The organism is Microcystis sp. M113S1 (assembly GCF_020246945.1).
In the GTDB taxonomy this organism is placed as follows: domain Bacteria; phylum Cyanobacteriota; class Cyanobacteriia; order Cyanobacteriales; family Microcystaceae; genus Microcystis.
The window spans coordinates 1-16,669 of sequence record NZ_JADBSA010000381.1 but is presented as its reverse complement, the minus strand read 5'-3'; the positions used below and the strand labels follow the sequence as shown (position 1 = coordinate 16,669).

The following is a 16,669-nucleotide window of genomic DNA, read 5'->3' as shown; positions in this document are numbered from 1 at the left end:
AGGTGTAGATAGCCTTGAATAGACGTTCCTTTTAGGTTCAAAAATTTGTCAAGCATCATAAGTAAAATACTCGGGTTTTTGGCGATTATATCAAATCTTAACTCAATTGTCTATCTTTTGGTATTAACCTATTTGTGCCGTAAGTGTCTCCCTGTATAGATTTCAGCTACTTTTAGGCGTAGGCAGTCTCATCGAATTTTATTTTAAGTTAATTATTCGCATAACAATTACCGAAGAGCCATTTTTATCTGTCAATAAGCCTAGAGCCTCGTAGGGTGTGTTAATAAAGTATTGACAATGTAAATACATCCTGCCTATACTACAAGTATGGATGTCTATTTTGTCCTCAGTGGCATTACTTTTGTTTAGAATGACGAGAAATCTAGGATTAACCCGATCAACAATGACGGTATTATGAAAGTTGAGGCATTAAAGAAACGGCTGGAGAGAAATCGCCCTATGACTACAATCACGATTCGTATTCCCGAAGATGTGATTGAAGATTTAAAGCGGGTTGCACCGTTGCTTGGTTTCTCAGGTTATCAACCTTTGATGCGTGCTTACATTGGACAAGGGCTGCGTGCGGATTTGGAGCGTCTAGAGGGAGATACAATTTCTGCTCTTGTTGCTAGTTTGAAGCGTCATGGTGTAAGTGATGAAGTGCTGCAAGAAGCGTTGAGTGAAGTTACTCCGCGTTAGTCTAGGTTTTCGGCCTCCTAGGTTGGGTTAAACGAAACAATACGGGGTCGAAAATGGCCAAGTTCGATTGAAAAAGCGAAACCCAACCACCTCAACGGTTATTATTACTTATATAATAGACTACATAAGCTTTATTGATCGCTTTGTCCTATGTCCGAATCAGCCGATGGAATTCCTGTTTCCAAACCCCAAAATATCTGGAAACGACAAGTTAAAGTCAATCTGAGAAGTCTCTTTAGTACCCTGGGAAAAGCCGCTCTTAACGGGGCATTTGTGAAGTGGGATGATCTGGCCGAAAATGGAGTAGAAGTTTTAGATGCTCTTGGTTTAAGTCGGACTCCGGGGGAATTAGCGGGTTTATTAATAAGTCAATCGCTAATGAAAGCGATGAAAGGATTACTTAAAAGTAATGCTGATTTACTGCCCCAAGAAGTTGAAAAGCTGCCTTTACAAGAACTTTACCGTCAGATTACTGACTCTTTACAAGAGCAGGAATTAATTCTCGATCGAGATTTTTTTGAGCATCCGGGAAGATTACCTATAGTCGCACCAGTCCAAGCAGCTTTTTTACAGTGGTTAACAACAAATAAGTTAATCACTAATTCCCAGGAAGCACAGAGCCTAAGTAATCGTTTACCAGCTTATTTTGTCTCAGCATTGCAGGAACAATGGAAAGATAAACGAGATGAATACAGTCTGCTTTTAGATGAAATCGACACTCCTTTTAACAATGCTTGGAAACGAGAAAGAGGCTGGTTCCATTATCGAGCTTGGTTGCAAAAACAGATCGATGAACCTATTTTTTGGGAAGCCTTTAGTTTAAAGCAAATTTATGTACCTCTACGGGGATTTTATGAAGAAGAAGAAATAAAAGCCACCACAGACACAGACTACCATCGAGAGCCATCATTTAAACGCATTGTTATCAAACTCCAAGAGCAGTTAGAAACATGGTTAGAAGCGGCAAAATCCGATGATGCTATCCGTTTATTGACCGGTGGGCCGGGTAGTGGAAAATCGTCTTTTTGTAAAGTATTTGCTGCCCAACAAGCTCGCTTAGAAAAACAAGTTTTATATATTCCCTTGCATCGCTTGAGTTTCTCCACAGATTTAGTAACAGCAGTTAAAACTTTTGTTCAACATGACGGTTTTTTACCAGAAAATCCCCTAGAACCTAGCGATCAAGATTTACAATTACTAATTATCTTTGATGGCTTAGATGAGCTATCTATGCAGGGAAAAATCGCCCAAGAAGTCGCCCACAATTTTATTAATGAAGTACGAGAACAGGTTAAAAGTTTTAATCAAAATAAAACCCGTTTACAAGTGTTGATTAGTGGGCGTGATGTGGTGGTACAATCCAATAAAAATAATTTTAAAAAACCTCAGCAAATTATCACTATTTTACCCTATTGGGTTGATAAAAGCGATAATTTTAGCGATGTTGATAACTTATTAAAAGTCGATCAACGTCATCAATGGTGGCAACAGTATGGGCAAGCTAAAGGGAAAAACTATGCACAATTACCGCCAGAATTATCGGGGAAAAATTTACAAGAAATTACCGCTCAACCGCTATTAAATTATCTTATTGCTCTCACTTTTGAACGAGGCGAGGTTCAATTTTCCCAAGAAACTAACCTCAATAATATTTATGAAAATTTGCTCAAGGCAGTCTATAAGCGAGGTTATGAAAAAAATAGTCGAGGCCACCGGGCTATAGAAGGGATTACAGAAAAAGATTTTGTGCTAATTTTAATGGAAATTGCCCTTTCCTGTTGGCATGGTAATGGTAGAACCACCACCGTTATAGAGATTAAAGAACATTGTGAAAATAATGGCTTAAAAAATCTCCTAAAAAATTTCCAAGATAGTTTTCAAAGCGATTCCCAAGGGAGTATTACCCGTCTTTTAACAGCCTTTTATTTTCGAGAAAGTGGCGATTTACGAGGCAGCGAAAAAACCTTTGAATTTACCCATAAAAGTTTTGGTGAATATTTAACTGCCCGCAGAATTGTTGACCGAGTTAAGCAAATTCATAGGAAATTACAAGACAGTGAAAATGATTATGACAATGACTACTATCCCAGACAAGCTTTAATTACCTGGGCGACTTTATGCGGACCGACGGCAATAGATGAATATCTTTTTAGTTTTGTTGTCAATCAAATGCAATTACAGTCCCCTGATGAAGTGAAACAGTGGCAGAAAACTCTGGGTGATTTAATTAAATATCTTTTGGACAAAGGAATGCCGATGGAGAATTTAACAAACCGCCCCAATTTTCAGGAGGAAATGCGACAGGCACGCAATGCCGAGGAAGCTTTATTAGCGGTATTTAATGCCTGTGGGCGAGTCACCAAAGAAATTTCTTCCATTCAATGGCCTTCTCCTGAAGCTTTCGGCAATTGGTTGGCCCGTCTTCAGGGACAAAGAATAGATTATAAGCCTATGTTTGTGTTAGATTGCCTCAGTTTTCTCGATTTACAAAACTGTCTGTTGATATGTCGAGATCTTTACAGGGCAAATCTTCAAAGGGCAAATTTTGCAGAGGCAAATCTTGAAGGGGCAAATCTTGTAGGGGCAAATCTTGAAGGAGCAAATCTTGAAGGAGCAAATCTTGAAGGAGCAAATCTTTACGGGGCAAATCTTGAAGGGGCAAATCTTGAAGGGGCATTTCTTGAATGGGCAAATCTTGGACGGGCAAATCTTTACGGGGCAAATCTTGAAGGGGCAAATCTTAGAGGGGCATTTCTTGAATGGGCATTTCTTGAAGGGGCTAATCTTGAAAGGGCAAATCTTGAAAGGGCAAATCTTAAAGGGGCAAATCTTAAAGGGGCAAATCTTGTAGGGGCAAATCTTGCAGGGGCAAATCTTGCAGGGGCTAATTTTAAAGATGCTAACGTCAAAGGGACGATTCTCGATACGGAAGTTAAAACCGAGTGACTCTTCTAAGTTCTGTGTGATAAATTTAACTTACAATATGATCGATCAGTCTTTGTGTCCTTTGTGTCTTTGTGGTTCGTTCCACCCCCTCGCTAGGAAGAATGTATCTTAGAATACATTTTACCCACCAAACCCAAGAGAGCCGCCTTAGATATTCTTCAACAGCTTATCCCTACCTAGGATGAAAATAATTATAAATTTCCTTAGCTAATTGTTCCCCAATTCCTGTCACCTGTTGCAATTGTTCTAGGGAAGCTTCGCGAATATAATCCAGAGAATGAAAATGAGCTAATAAATCTTTTTGTCGCTTAAAACCTAAACCCGGTATCTCATCCAAACGGGAACGGCGACTTTTTTGCATCCTTTGTTGTCGGTGAAAGCTAACAGCAAAGCGGTGCGCTTCATCCCTGACTCGACGCAATAATTGCACTCCGGGTTGTTCCTTATCTGTCTCTAAAGGAGAGGATTCCCCCGGTAAAAAAATCTCCTCTCTCTGTTTAGCTAAACTAACAACTTTTACCTGTTCTAATAAATTCATCTCCCCTAAAACTGTCACCACTGCTGATAATTGTCCTTTTCCCCCATCAATCATGACCAAATCGGGAAAATCATCACTTTTGGCAATAGTATCGGGATTTTCGGCATAACGACGGAAACGCCGGCGAATTACTTCTGCTAAACTGGCAAAATCATCGGAATGGCCGATTTTAACCTCGGGATTTTTGATTTTATAGTGACGATAATGTTGATTAGCGGCCACCCCATCGATAAACACCACTCCCGACGCGACTGCATTGGAACCCTGAATATGAGAAATATCATAACCCTCGATGCGGTGGGGTAGTGCCGGTAAATCGAGAATTATCGCTAAATCCTGTAAAGACTGTAAATCTCGTTCGGCGCTTCTTTTCGTCTTTTCTAACTCATAAAGAGCGTTTTTCTCGACCATAGCTAATAAATCCGCTTTGCTTTGCCGTTGGGGAACAGTTAACTCGACTTTCCGACCTTTTTTTTCCCTTAACCACCCCGCTAACACCTCACCTTCCGGTAATTCGCAGGGTAACAGGATTTCGCTGGGAATTTCCACCCCTTCCACCGATAAATAATGTTCTTCCAGGACTTTTTGCAGGATTTCTCCCTCGTTTGCTGACTGACTATCGGCAAAAAATCCCAAACGTGCCACCAAACGACCGGAACGCACTTGAAATAATTGTATGCAACAATGCTGCTCGTCTTTAGCTAAAGCGATCGCGTCCCGGGATACGGTATCATCGGGTAAAGAGACTTTTTGATCGGTATTAAGGGCCTGTAATCCGCGAATTTGATCCCTAATCGTGGCCGCTTGTTCAAAATCTAGGTTTTCCGACGCTTCTAGCATCTTTGCCGCTAATTTGTCTAATAATTCTCCCGTCCTTCCCTGAAAAATCATCGCCACTTTCTGCAAGGTTTCTCGATAATCTTGGGGACTAATTAGTTTTTGACAAACCCCCGGACAACGACCGATATCATAATTTAAACAGGGACGGTCTTTAAAAAGAGGTTGGGGACGTTGACGCAGGGGAAAAGTGCGTTTAATTAGGTGTAGGGTGTAGCGCAGCAGCCTGGTATCGACGTAGGGACCATAATAACGGTCTTTTTGGTTATTTATGCCACGTTTGCGGGTAATAAAAATGCGCGGGTAGGTTTCCGACCAAGTAATACAAATGTATGGATATTTTTTATCGTCCTTGAGGAGAGTATTAAAATGGGGCTGATGTTGTTTAATTAGATTAGCTTCCAGGGCCAAAGATTCTGCTTCTGTGTCGGTGACGATAAATTCAATTTCTGTCACCTGTCGTACCATCAAAGCAATGCGGGGACTGAGGGGTTGACTGGGACGAAAATAGGAACGGACTCTAGACCGGAGTTTTTTGGATTTACCGATGTAGAGAATTTCGCCATTTTGGTCGCGCAGGAAGTACACTCCCGGTTCGAGGGGAATTTCCTGAAGACGATTTTCTAGGCGATCGAGGTCTTGGATTAGGGTAGAGTTAAGATTATTCTCGAACATCTTTCTATATTAGACAAAAAAATTACGCCAGTGGGTATTAGCTGACGTTTGGCAAGATATTCAGGGCAAATCTTCACAAAAATTAATAGGCTTCCGATTCGATTTGCTTAATCGGGACGAAACATTCTCCGGGGAGAAGAATCGGTTTATTGTTAAAAATCAATTGGCCCCGATGATTGTCGCGGTTAATAGCGACACCGAAAGGACGTTTACTAACTCTGCTATTGAGGGTACAGTAGATGCGATAAATGCGTCTGGCCGCCCGTAAGACAGTAGGATCTAATAAAATTGGGATTTCCATATCGACACGCTGTTGTTCTGTGTTCTGGGATAGGGCTACCATATAAGTCGTCTCCCCACGATTAAATTGACATATTTATTAAATCAATGTTATACGACGATTTCCGATTATGCCACTTTTGTTAGGATTCTACAACTTTCAGGATGGCCTGGCCCATAGCTTGGCATCCCACTAAGGTCATACCTTCCGAGAAAATATCTCCGGTACGATAACCGAACTCTAAGACTTTTTCTACGGCTTTTTCCAGGGCTGCTGCCGCTAAAGGCTGATTTAGCCCATATTTTAACATCATAGCAGCGCTGAGAATCTGGGCGATCGGATTGGCTTTATCTTGGCCGGCGATATCCGGGGCCGAACCGTGGACGGGTTCAAAAACTCCCACTCCAGCAGTCCCTAGACTAGCGGAGGGTAACATTCCGATACTACCGGTTAACATGGCCGCTTCATCGGAGAGAATATCACCGAATAAATTGCCCGTGACGATAGTATCAAATTGTTTGGGGGCCCGGACTAACTGCATGGCTGCGTTATCGACGTAGAGATGGGAAAGTTCCACATCGGGATAATTAGCGGCCATTTTCGTCACCCGGTCGCGCCAAAGTTGGGAAACATCAAGAACATTAGCTTTATCGACGGAACAGAGTTTATGGCCGCGTTTTTGGGCAATTTCAAAGGCTACCTTAGCGATGCGGTCCACCTCCGACTCCGAGTAAACCATGCTATTTAAACCGCGTTTTTCTCCCGTTTCTGTCTCAAAAATCCCCTTCGGTTGACCGAAGTAGATACCCCCGGTCAATTCCCGGACCACCATGATATCCACTCCCTCGATAATCTCCCGTTTGAGACTAGAAGCGTCGATTAATTGCGGAAAAATGGTGGCAGGACGCAAATTAGCAAAAAGACCTAAGCCAGATCTTAAGCCTAATAATCCCGTTTCTGGCCTTTGCTGCCGGGGCAAATTATCCCATTTATAACCCCCGATAGCGGCCAAGAGAACAGCATCACTATTTTTACAGGCGCTCAGGGTTGCTTCGGGGAGGGGACTGCCGGTTTCATCAATGGCTGCCCCTCCAATTAAAGCGGTTTGGAAGTCAAACTGGAGGTCAAATTTTTTACCGATGACTTTCAGTATCTCTACGGTGACAGCGAGGATTTCCGGCCCGATGCCATCGCCTGGTAGTAGGGTAATGCGATACTGTTGCGTCATAGTTCTAGAACGGTAAAATAGGTCAGCCTTGTCATTATAGCATAGTTAGGGCGGCTTTTTTCTCCTGAAAATGTCAATCTTTGCCAGAAAAACTGGGAAACTGCCGCCGAATTAGCTAGGGAAATTCTCGATCTTCCGGTATTAATTAAAGGGGCAGTTAATCCCCGATAACTACACTAATTCTACATGGGAATCATCCCCGATCATAAAGCGTAAAGCTTTTGGACGTTGGGGGGCAATTTCTAATTTTGCCCGTCGTCCGATAACACTATCAACTATGCGCTGATGAATGCCAATAATCGTGGCATCTTTGAGAATAACACTGTGTTCTATGTCGGCATCGATTAATTTTACTCCATTAGCCACACTACTGTAGGGACCGATAAAACAATTCTCAATGTGACAATTTTCTCCAATAATGACAGGGCCGCGAATGGTACTATTAATAATTTTACTACCCTGACCAATTTGTACCCGTCCGATCACCTGACTATTAGCATCAATTTCTCCCTGCAAAGCGATTTCTAGACTGGTATCGAGGATAATCCGATTGGCTTCTAATAAATCATCTTTTTTCCCCGTATCTAACCACCAACCCAGCAGTTTATTCGCTTCTACTGCTTTATTTTGATTGATTAATTCTTGGATAGCGTCGGTAATTTCTAACTCACCCCGGGCCGAAGGTTGAATAGATGCGATCGCTTGATGAATGGTGGGGGCAAAAAAATAAATCCCTACCAAAGCTAAATTTGAGGGGGGGTCTTTGGGTTTTTCGACTAAGTATAAAACTTTGCCAGTTTCATCTACTTTTGCCACCCCAAAAGCACTAGGATTAGATACTTTTCGCAGGAGAATTAAAGCAGCAAGGGACTGTTTTTGGAAAGAGTCTAAAAAGGGCGATAAATCATCCTCGATTAGGTTATCACCCAAGTACATAATAAAGGAGGAATCTGCTAGGAAAGATTGGGCAGTTTTAACCGCGTGAGCTAATCCAGCTGGTTGATCTTGGCGAATATAAGTTATCTTAGCCCCAAACTGTTCACCATTGCCCGTAGTCTGACGAATTTCTTCCCCGGTTTCGGGACTGATAATAATGCCAATATCAGTAATTCCTGCGGCGACAATTGACTCGATTCCATACCATAAAATCGGTTTATTAGCCACGGGAACTAACTGTTTTGCTCCAGTATAAGTTAGGGGACGTAACCTCGTACCTTTACCACCGGATAAAATTAGTGCTTTCATAGTTTTAAAGATTAAATAGTTGGTTGAGCATAGCTTTGAGAGAATCCCGCCAATAGGAAGGAATATAACCTAATTGTTGCGAGATTTTTTGACCGGAAAGAACCGAATAGGCCGGACGCGCCGCCGGGGTAGGATATTCAGCAGTAGTAATGGGAATTACTCTCTGAATTTTTAAGGGAATACCGCTTATTTTTGCCTCCTCAAAAATCGCTTTAGTTAAATCAAACCAGCTGGCGACACCGCTATTACTAAAATTATAGATTCCCGCGGGATTATCGGCATTAATTAAAAGCTGAGTAATTGCCGCGGCGATATCTTTTGCCCAAGTGGGACTTCCCACCTGATCAACAACTACTTTTAACTCCTCTCTTTCTTTACCTAATCTCAGCATGGTTTTGACAAAATTACTTTTGCCATAACTGCCGTAAACCCAAGCAGTCCGCAGGATAATTGCCTGAGAATTAACAGTCTTAATCTCCTCTTCTCCCCTTAACTTTGATTGTCCATAAACCCCTAAAGGATTAGTTAGATCGGTTTCTAAATAGGGGGTATTTTTTCGACCATCAAACACATAATCGGTGGAAATATGGAGAAATTTAGCTTTAATTTTCTCGGCAGATTCCGCCATGATTTTCGGGGCTGTAGCATTGATAGAATAGGCTAAATCTGGTTCACTTTCTGCCTTATCTACTGCTGTATAAGCGGCGGCATTAACCAGATAATCGGGGTGAATTTCCCTAATTAACTGGCTGATTTTTTCTGAGTTAGTTAAATCTAGTTCTTCTCGACCGATACTAATAACTTCACCTAGCTGGGGTAAAGTTAATTGTAACTCTTGTCCCACTTGACCTTTAGCACCAATTAGTAAAACTTTTTTCATCGTCCTTAGGGGAAAACTTCCACGGATTTAAAGGGTTGTCCAGCTTGGTCTTTAGGGGAGAGAATCGGGGGGGTCTCTAGAGGCCAGTCAATCCCCAAATCGGCATCATTCCAGGCAATGGTTTTTTCGTATTGGGGATAATAATAATTAGTGGTTTTGTAGAGAAATTCGGCTCGGTCGGAGAGGACTAGAAAACCATGGGCAAAACCTTCGGGAACCCAGAAAATACGTTTATTTTCCGCACTTAAAACACAGCCTACCCATTGCCCAAAAGTGGGAGAACTTTTACGCGCATCCACTGCCACATCAAAAACACTACCGCTCACTACTCGCACCAGTTTACCCTGGGGATTGGGGATTTGATAGTGCAATCCTCGCAGGACATTTTTTAAGGACATAGAGTGATTATCCTGGACAAAAGTGGTATTAACACCAGTTTTTTCTCGAAAATCTTTCTGATTAAAACTCTCCAAGAAAAAACCTCGATCGTCTCCGTAAACTTGCGGTTCAATGATTAAAACATCAGGAATTTCCGTCGGAATAACTTTCATAAAATGGGAGACAATATAACTTTTGCGGGTAGTCTAGCACAAAAGGGTATTTTTTTCTAAATTTTTTTATTAATCTTTCCTCGGTAACTGAATAATGATAAGATGAGCCTAACTTAGTCAGAGCATAAACGACGTGGTACAAGTCTCTACACACACCGCTACTCAATCTATCCCCGTGGAGGGAGAAGCCTTAAAAAACTGGTTACAGACTAGGGCTAATCAGATTATCGCCGGCGATCGACTCAGTCAGCAAGAGGCCTTAGCTTTAACTGCGATCGAAGGTCAGGAAAATATTTTCAGCTTATGTGAGGCTGCCGATCGCATTCGTCAGGCCTGTTGTGGTAATACGGTGGATTTATGTAGCATTATCAACATAAAATCGGGAAGTTGTTCGGAAAATTGTAGTTTTTGTTCCCAATCCGTCCACCATCCCGGTCAAGATTCGCCTATCTACGGTTTAAAAAGTCGCGAGGAAATCGTCAGCCATGCGAAAGCGGCAGCCGACGCGGGGGCCAAACGCTTCTGTTTAGTTAGTCAAGGACGGGGATTAAAGTACAATAGCCCCAAATCGAAGGAATTCGAGGAAATACTGGCCACAGTTCAAGAAATCATCGAAACGGCCAAGATTAAACCCTGTTGCGCTCTGGGAGAATTAACCCTTGCCCAAGCGCAGGCCCTAAAAGAAGCCGGAGTTACCCGTTATAATCACAATCTGGAGGCTGCCGAGAATTTTTACCCTAACGTGGTCTCCACCCACAGTTGGCAGGATCGGGTAGAAACGGTAAAAAACCTGAAAGCGGCGGGAATTCAAGCTTGTACGGGCGGAATTATCGGTATGGGCGAAAGTTGGCAGGACAGGATCGATTTAGCTTTTTCCCTAGCGGAATTAGAGGTGGAATCAGTGCCGATTAACCTATTAAACCCCAGAAGTGGCACCCCTCTAGGTCATTTACCCAAACTGGACCCCTTTACTGCCTTAAAAGCGATCGCTATTTTCCGGTTTATTTTACCCCAACAAATCCTCCGTTATGCCGGGGGACGAGAGGCAGTGATGGGAGAATTGCAAAATCTGGGGCTAAAATCGGGAATTAATGCTATGCTAATTGGGCATTATTTGACCACTCTAGGACAACCCCCCCAACAGGATCAGGCGATGTTGGCTGATCTTAGTTTAATAGGAGGAGAAGCCCCCATCCCCGGTGAATACCAACCCCAACAGGCAACCTAAATCACGTCGAGGACGAGAATCTCCGCCGCGGCGCGCTTCCGTATCAGTTCCCAATGAGTTACTCTGGGCTTTGATTGGTTTGTTGCTGACAATTTTTAGTACATTTGTTCCAGTAAGCCTAGCTAGTTGGTCGGCTACGGGTCTATCCTCGCAAAAACTAGGCATAACTTACCAAATTGGGGCAGTATTGTTAACGGGCTGTCTGGGGGGCAAAAATGCCGGGCTTCTTGCCCAGGTGGCCTATATTTTTCTCGGTTTAACTTGGTTGCCCGTGTTTGCCCAGGGTGGGGGAATGGGTTATCTGAAAGAAGCCAGTTTTGGCTATATTTTAGGCTTTATGCCGGGGGCATGGCTGTGTGGTTGGCTGGCTTTTCGCTGGCGCGCCAAGATAGAAACCCTGGCTTTAAGTGCTTTTGCCGGTTTGTTAGTGATTCATCTGTGCGGTTTATTATATATGCTGGGATTGTCGATTTTTCAGCCCCAAGCCAGTCAAATCACCTTTCCCGATAGTTTGCCCACCCTATTTATGAATTATTCAGTCTGGCCATTTTTAGGGCAGTTAGTAGTAATTTGTGTGGTGGTAATTATTGCCTTTTTCTTCCGTAAATTATTATTTTATTGATGCCACAGCCAATGTTAAAAAAGAATCGCTGGTTTTGGATAGTGGCGGTGATTGGTCTAATTTTAGACCAAGTAACTAAGTATATAACCGTGCAGAGTTTTGAGCAAATTGGTGATACTTTCCCGATTATTCCGGGGGTTTTTCATTTTACCTATGTGATTAATACTGGGGCGGCTTTTAGTGCTTTTCGGGGCGGTGTTGGTTGGCTAAAATGGCTATCCTTATTAGTTAGTTTGGGATTAATGGCTTTTGCTTACTTTGGACCGCATTTAAATCGTTGGGAACAATTGGCCTACGGTTTTATTTTAGCAGGAGCTTTCGGCAATGGTATCGATCGCTTTTTGTTTGGTTATGTGGTGGATTTTCTCGATTTTCGATTGATTAATTTTCCTGTTTTTAATCTGGCTGATGTCTTTATTAATATCGGGATTATTTGCCTATTAATTTCTAACTTTCCCCACAATTTAAGCACATAAGTATATATTGACTGTTCAAAAAAAATTGGGGATTTAGTATTATATGCCTGGAGTCCTGATCATTTAAATATTTTGGAAATCTAGATAATTCCTGTTGAGTAACAATCATTTTGACCTCTAGAAAAAACTTAATTGAAGCTCATTTACCTAGATAACAATAAGCTATTATTCCTGTTTTTTATCGGTGCTGGGTGGATGCCAACCTCCCCGGCTCCATAATCGACGAACTTTAACGATAAAACCTTCATTATGATTGTCATCATTTAAGTCCAAACGTTCAATAGTTGCCCTAGCGATGGGAGTAAGTCCCACTATTTTTAAAGCATCTGGTGTCCAGATAAAATGTTCTTGCCAATGCTGTTGGCGCGGATTGAATATTTCTACTTCTTGTTCTGTTTTCGGATCAATTGCCTTGATAAAATTGTAGCGATATCTGTTACATCTTTGGCAAGCTAAAGCTAAGTTTGCTAATTCATCTTTACCTCCTAAAGATTTGGGCTGAATGTGATCTACTTCAAATAATGCGGCACTAATTTCTTCTGAAGAATGACAGTATTCACACAGATAGTTGGCTCTTGCTCGGACTTGTAATCGAGTTGTGATAGTAATCATTTAGATTCAGCAACTATTCGCGCATTTAAGAGCGTGAAAATCTCGTTTAACTCTAAAATACCAGCTAATTCTGCGGTCTCTTGAGAATTAAGTTGGGAATTTTTTTCTAGTTCCCGTAGTTCCTCCAATCGACACTGCAATTCCTCGGTGAATTTAAAGAGATAATTTTCCCTTACTGGCGATAGCTTAATTCCTTTTTCAATCCAAGAAGAGGGCTTGACCATCAGTTGAGTTAACATCACTTTCTCCTTACCTTTAATACCTAACTTTAATCCTAACACGATTAGTTATCCTCGATCGGGTGAGCAATGCCCACCCGAAAAACTATGCTTCTGTTTCAGAATTAGAGCGATCGAATTTACTAACTAACTGAGGATTTTCTGACCAAGCATCGATAATACTCATATTACCATTGAGAAAATTCTGTTTAATAGCGCGGCGTTGAATTTTGCCACTGGCAGTTTTAAGAATTGTCCCCGATTTGGCCAAAACAATGGCATGGGTCATAATTTCGTGTTCTTCGGCGATTTCTTGACGGATATCGGCAACTAATTTGGCCGTATCTAATGCCCCGCTGCGACGTTCTAATTCCTGGACAATAACTAACTGTTCCTCACCGTTATCTTCAATGGAAAAAGCCGCGCCATAATCGGGACGAAAAACCTCATTAAGATGCTGTACTGACCATTCTAAATCTTGGGGATAATGATTACTGCCACGGACAATAATTAAATCCTTAATCCGTCCCGTGATATGTAATTCCCCATCGAGAAGAAAACCTAAATCTCCGGTGCGTAAAAACGGTCCTTCTCCTGTATCGGCAAGATAAGCTTGAAAAGTCTCTTTAGTTGCGTCTTCCCGTTGCCAATATCCAGCGGCCATACTGGGGTCACTGGCCCAAATTTCGCCCACTTCATCGGCTGCACAAAGGGTGAAAGTATCGGGATTAACGATAGCTATACGGGTATCACAGACGCGACGACCACAACTGGGGACGTATCTAACTCCAGTGGTTCGATCGGAACCTACAGGGACAATTTTACCGCGTTCGTAGGCGGTTGTATCCAAAGCGGTGATAATTGGGGTGGTTCCCTTGGGTTTATTGGAAATCAAGAGGGTATATTCAGCTAATCCGTAGGCAGGGGCGAAAGTTGACCAAGAAAAGCCGTAATCTGCAAAAGTATCGACAAATTTGGCCATTACCTTCGGATTAATCGGTTCGGCGGCATTTCCTGCGGCCTGCCAACTGCTCAGGTCTAATTCCGCTAAATCGGCAGCTTTAATCCTGCGAGTACAAAGATCATAGGCGAAGTTGGGGGCTTGACTATGAGTAACTTTGTACTTAGTAATATTTTTTAACCACTGCATCGGACGCTTAATAAAAGCAAAGGGAGACATGAGATAGCAGGGTGTCCCGTTGTAGAGGGGGACGGTGATACCTTCGACTAACCCGTAATCGTGGAAATAGGGCATCCAAGTTAGGGTAACGCTATGCGGTTCGTAACCACAAGCTTTTTGCAAGTAACCGCAATGGTGCATCAGGTTAAAATGACTTAACATCACCCCTTTGGGGATATTAGTCGAACCGGAGGTATATTGGAGATAAGCAAGCGCCGATTTATCCACCTGGGGATCTTGCCATTGGTCCGCGAGGGAAATATCAATACTTTCGGTGGTAATCCATTTCATTTGGTCGAATTCTGGAAATTCTTCCTTCACACCTTCAATAAGAGTCAGAATACTTTCGGTAACTAGGGCAAAGGTGGCATTAGCATCCTTGACAATTGCCCGCAAACGGGGCAAAGTGCGCTTAAGTCGTCCCGATTCCGGTGGGGGGACGGGAATGGCAATCACTCCCGCGTAGAGACAACCACAAAAAGCGGCCACTACTTCTAAACTTTGAGGATACAGTAATAGGGCGCGTTCTCCTTGGGCCTGGTATTTTTGCAAATAGGCCGCAATCGCTCTTGCTTGGCGATCGAGTTCACTGTAGGTTAAAGGTGGGGTTTCTTTTTTACCATCGATAAGAAAAGTGTAGGCATGACCGTCCGGTTGTGTCGTGGCGCGGTAACGTAAGAGTTCTACTAGGGTTGCGGATTGAATTAGGGTTTCAGTCATCGTTGTTATCGGGCTTATTGGGGCTATTGTATAGAAGTTTTAACATATTTGCCGATAACACTAGGAGCAAGTGCCGAAGGCGATCGGTCAAGGGTGTAGGATTAAGTTAGGGGCAAAAATCCCCCAGCACCATCTCTAAAGTAGTGAGAAAAAGCTATAATTAATTAACTCTAAAATACCGGGAAAAAGTCATGACAGCCCTAGACATTATCCCAGAAGTTACCTGTCCCCCCACAGATTTATGGAGTGATGAACCACCCGTGGAAAGTGATCTACACCTGCAACAGATCATCATTCTCCTTAGTTGTCTAGAATTATTATGGCGCGAGAGGAGTGATTACTACGCTTCGGGAAATCTGACCATCTACTACAACGAGGAACAACTAAAAAAGCGTGATTTCTGTGGTCCAGATTTTTTTGTGGTTTTAGATACCGAAAAGCGTCCCCGCAAAAGTTGGGTGGTTTGGGGAGAACAGGGTAAATATCCAGATATAATTGTCGAGATTCTTTCCGATTCTACGGCCAATATTGACCGCAATAACAAGAAAATTCTCTATCAGAATATCTTTCGCACTCCTAATTATTTTTGGTTCGATCCTAATAGTTTAGAATTGCAGGGATTTAGACTAATTGAGGGACAATATCAAGCCATTTCTCCCAATGACCAAGGTTATTTATGGAGTGAACAGTTAGGATTATATTTAGGCATATTTGACCGTAAACTGCGTTATTTTACCGCCGATGGTCAATTAGTCCCCACTCCTCAAGAAGCCGAATTACAGCAACGACAGGCAAAAGAACAGGCTATTTTAGAGAAAGAACAGGCTATTTTAGAGAAAGAAAGGGAACGTCAGGCTAAGGAAAAATTGGCCCAAAAACTACGAGAATTAGGCATCGATCCCGATACAATTTAGGGGAAATCTGATCAGTAGGGTTTGAAGACAAAATAACAAACTCTGCTATAAGATTAAAAAACAAAATTATTTTCTAGCAGTTATGGTGACAGCAGCTCCCCTAGTGGGTGTAATTATGGGCAGTGATTCCGACTTACCCACCATGAAAGAAGCGATCGCAGTTTTAGAGGTTTTTCAGATTAGCCACGAAGTCGCCATTGTCTCGGCTCATCGTACCCCCGAAAAAATGTTTGAATACGCCAAAAACGCTCATTTAAGGGGAATAAAAGTGATTATCGCGGGAGCCGGCGGCGCTGCCCATTTACCCGGAATGGTAGCATCTTTAACCCCCTTACCCGTCATTGGAGTTCCCGTAGTCACGCGCACTTTACAAGGGTTAGACTCTCTCTATTCAATTGTACAGATGCCCGCAGGCATTCCTGTGGCCACGGTGGCGATCGGTAATGCCAAAAATGCCGGACTTTTAGCGGTTCAAATTCTCGCCACCGGTAATATTGATCTTTTAGAGCAAGTTATCGCCTATCGTCAATCCCTCACCGATTCCGTCCTCGAAAAACAAAGCAATCTTCAACGACTAGGCTATCAAGACTATCTAGAGCAGAGTTCACCTAAGTAGGGTTAACCACAGAAACCAAAAACCTACCTAAAACCTTTTAAAGTTACTCATTTCTGTAGCTAGATAACTAAAATAAGTAACTTTTGCCACCGATAGATTTTAAGAACGTTATCAGGTATAATCAAGACATGAAGCTAGTTGAACGTCATATTATCGCCCAAAACCATCCCCTGTGGTCAGAAATTGACCATTATGCCTTCTTGT

At 42.5% G+C, this 16,669-nt stretch carries 16 protein-coding genes; 7 read left to right on the top strand and 9 right to left on the bottom strand.

The window, feature by feature from the left end:
- Positions 1–414: 414 nt before the first annotated feature.
- Together IM319_RS19405 and IM319_RS19400 are read left to right on the top strand one after the other, a co-directional pair.
- Positions 415–699 (top strand): hypothetical protein, encoded by a 285-nt coding sequence (locus IM319_RS19405; RefSeq protein ID WP_103111899.1) that lies wholly within the window; start codon positions 415–417, stop codon positions 697–699.
- Positions 700–849: 150 nt separating this feature from the next.
- On the top strand, positions 850–3,645 hold the full coding sequence (locus IM319_RS19400) for a pentapeptide repeat-containing protein (RefSeq protein WP_287736618.1): 2,796 nt from the start codon (positions 850–852) through the stop codon (positions 3,643–3,645).
- Between the two features lie 172 nt (positions 3,646–3,817).
- Here IM319_RS19400 and uvrC read toward each other — a convergent pair whose 3' ends face one another.
- The 6 genes from uvrC to rfbC all read right to left on the bottom strand — a co-directional run bounded on the left by uvrC (position 3,818) and on the right by rfbC (position 9,879).
- Positions 3,818–5,695 (bottom strand): excinuclease ABC subunit UvrC, encoded by a 1,878-nt coding sequence (gene uvrC, locus IM319_RS19395; protein WP_287736617.1) that lies wholly within the window; start codon positions 5,693–5,695, stop codon positions 3,818–3,820.
- A gap of 82 nt (positions 5,696–5,777) precedes the next feature.
- Entirely contained in the window at positions 5,778–6,038 is a 261-nt protein-coding gene (locus tag IM319_RS19390) for a hypothetical protein (protein ID WP_286825427.1), read from the bottom strand.
- Positions 6,039–6,117: 79 nt separating this feature from the next.
- Positions 6,118–7,203: a 3-isopropylmalate dehydrogenase gene (gene leuB, locus IM319_RS19385; protein ID WP_287736616.1), complete on the bottom strand. Its 1,086-nt coding sequence runs from the start codon at positions 7,201–7,203 to the stop codon at positions 6,118–6,120.
- Between the two features lie 171 nt (positions 7,204–7,374).
- Entirely contained in the window at positions 7,375–8,448 is a 1,074-nt protein-coding gene (locus tag IM319_RS19380; protein ID WP_287736615.1) for a glucose-1-phosphate thymidylyltransferase, read from the bottom strand.
- A gap of 4 nt (positions 8,449–8,452) precedes the next feature.
- The gene (rfbD, locus tag IM319_RS19375) at positions 8,453–9,328 is read right to left on the bottom strand and encodes a dTDP-4-dehydrorhamnose reductase (RefSeq protein WP_287736614.1); all 876 of its coding nucleotides are present in this window, start codon (positions 9,326–9,328) and stop codon (positions 8,453–8,455) included.
- A gap of 5 nt (positions 9,329–9,333) precedes the next feature.
- A complete protein-coding gene (rfbC, locus tag IM319_RS19370) occupies positions 9,334–9,879 on the bottom strand; it encodes a dTDP-4-dehydrorhamnose 3,5-epimerase (RefSeq protein ID WP_104397964.1) in 546 nt (181 codons plus the stop codon).
- 133 nt (positions 9,880–10,012) lie between these two features.
- Between rfbC and bioB the strand changes: the two genes are divergently transcribed.
- Genes bioB through lspA form a run of 3 tightly spaced genes read left to right on the top strand, consistent with a single transcriptional unit; the run spans position 10,013 to position 12,205 of the window.
- On the top strand, positions 10,013–11,107 hold the full coding sequence (gene bioB / locus IM319_RS19365; protein WP_286825431.1) for a biotin synthase BioB: 1,095 nt from the start codon (positions 10,013–10,015) through the stop codon (positions 11,105–11,107).
- Entirely contained in the window at positions 11,079–11,729 is a 651-nt protein-coding gene (locus tag IM319_RS19360; RefSeq protein ID WP_287685655.1) for a biotin transporter BioY, read from the top strand. Before bioB ends, IM319_RS19360 begins: the two co-directional genes overlap by 29 nt.
- 11 nt (positions 11,730–11,740) lie before the next feature.
- Complete coding sequence (lspA, locus tag IM319_RS19355) at positions 11,741–12,205, top strand: signal peptidase II (RefSeq protein WP_287736613.1); 465 nt, start codon at positions 11,741–11,743, stop codon at positions 12,203–12,205.
- Between the two features lie 165 nt (positions 12,206–12,370).
- Here lspA and IM319_RS19350 read toward each other — a convergent pair whose 3' ends face one another.
- The 3 genes from IM319_RS19350 to IM319_RS19340 are packed head-to-tail and all read right to left on the bottom strand — an operon-like array spanning position 12,371 to position 14,935.
- On the bottom strand, positions 12,371–12,817 hold the full coding sequence (locus IM319_RS19350) for an HNH endonuclease (RefSeq protein WP_287685653.1): 447 nt from the start codon (positions 12,815–12,817) through the stop codon (positions 12,371–12,373).
- Positions 12,814–13,098, bottom strand: a complete 285-nt coding sequence (locus tag IM319_RS19345; protein WP_286825434.1) for a hypothetical protein — start codon at positions 13,096–13,098, stop codon at positions 12,814–12,816. Before IM319_RS19345 ends, IM319_RS19350 begins: the two co-directional genes overlap by 4 nt.
- A gap of 43 nt (positions 13,099–13,141) precedes the next feature.
- A complete protein-coding gene (locus tag IM319_RS19340) occupies positions 13,142–14,935 on the bottom strand; it encodes a fatty acyl-AMP ligase (RefSeq protein WP_287736612.1) in 1,794 nt (597 codons plus the stop codon).
- Positions 14,936–15,126: 191 nt separating this feature from the next.
- Here IM319_RS19340 and IM319_RS19335 point away from each other — a divergent pair, with 191 nt between their 5' ends.
- Entirely contained in the window at positions 15,127–15,849 is a 723-nt protein-coding gene (locus IM319_RS19335) for a Uma2 family endonuclease (RefSeq protein ID WP_287736611.1), read from the top strand.
- Between the two features lie 82 nt (positions 15,850–15,931).
- A complete protein-coding gene (gene purE, locus IM319_RS19330; protein ID WP_286825437.1) occupies positions 15,932–16,465 on the top strand; it encodes a 5-(carboxyamino)imidazole ribonucleotide mutase in 534 nt (177 codons plus the stop codon).
- Positions 16,466–16,669: the final 204 nt, after the last annotated feature.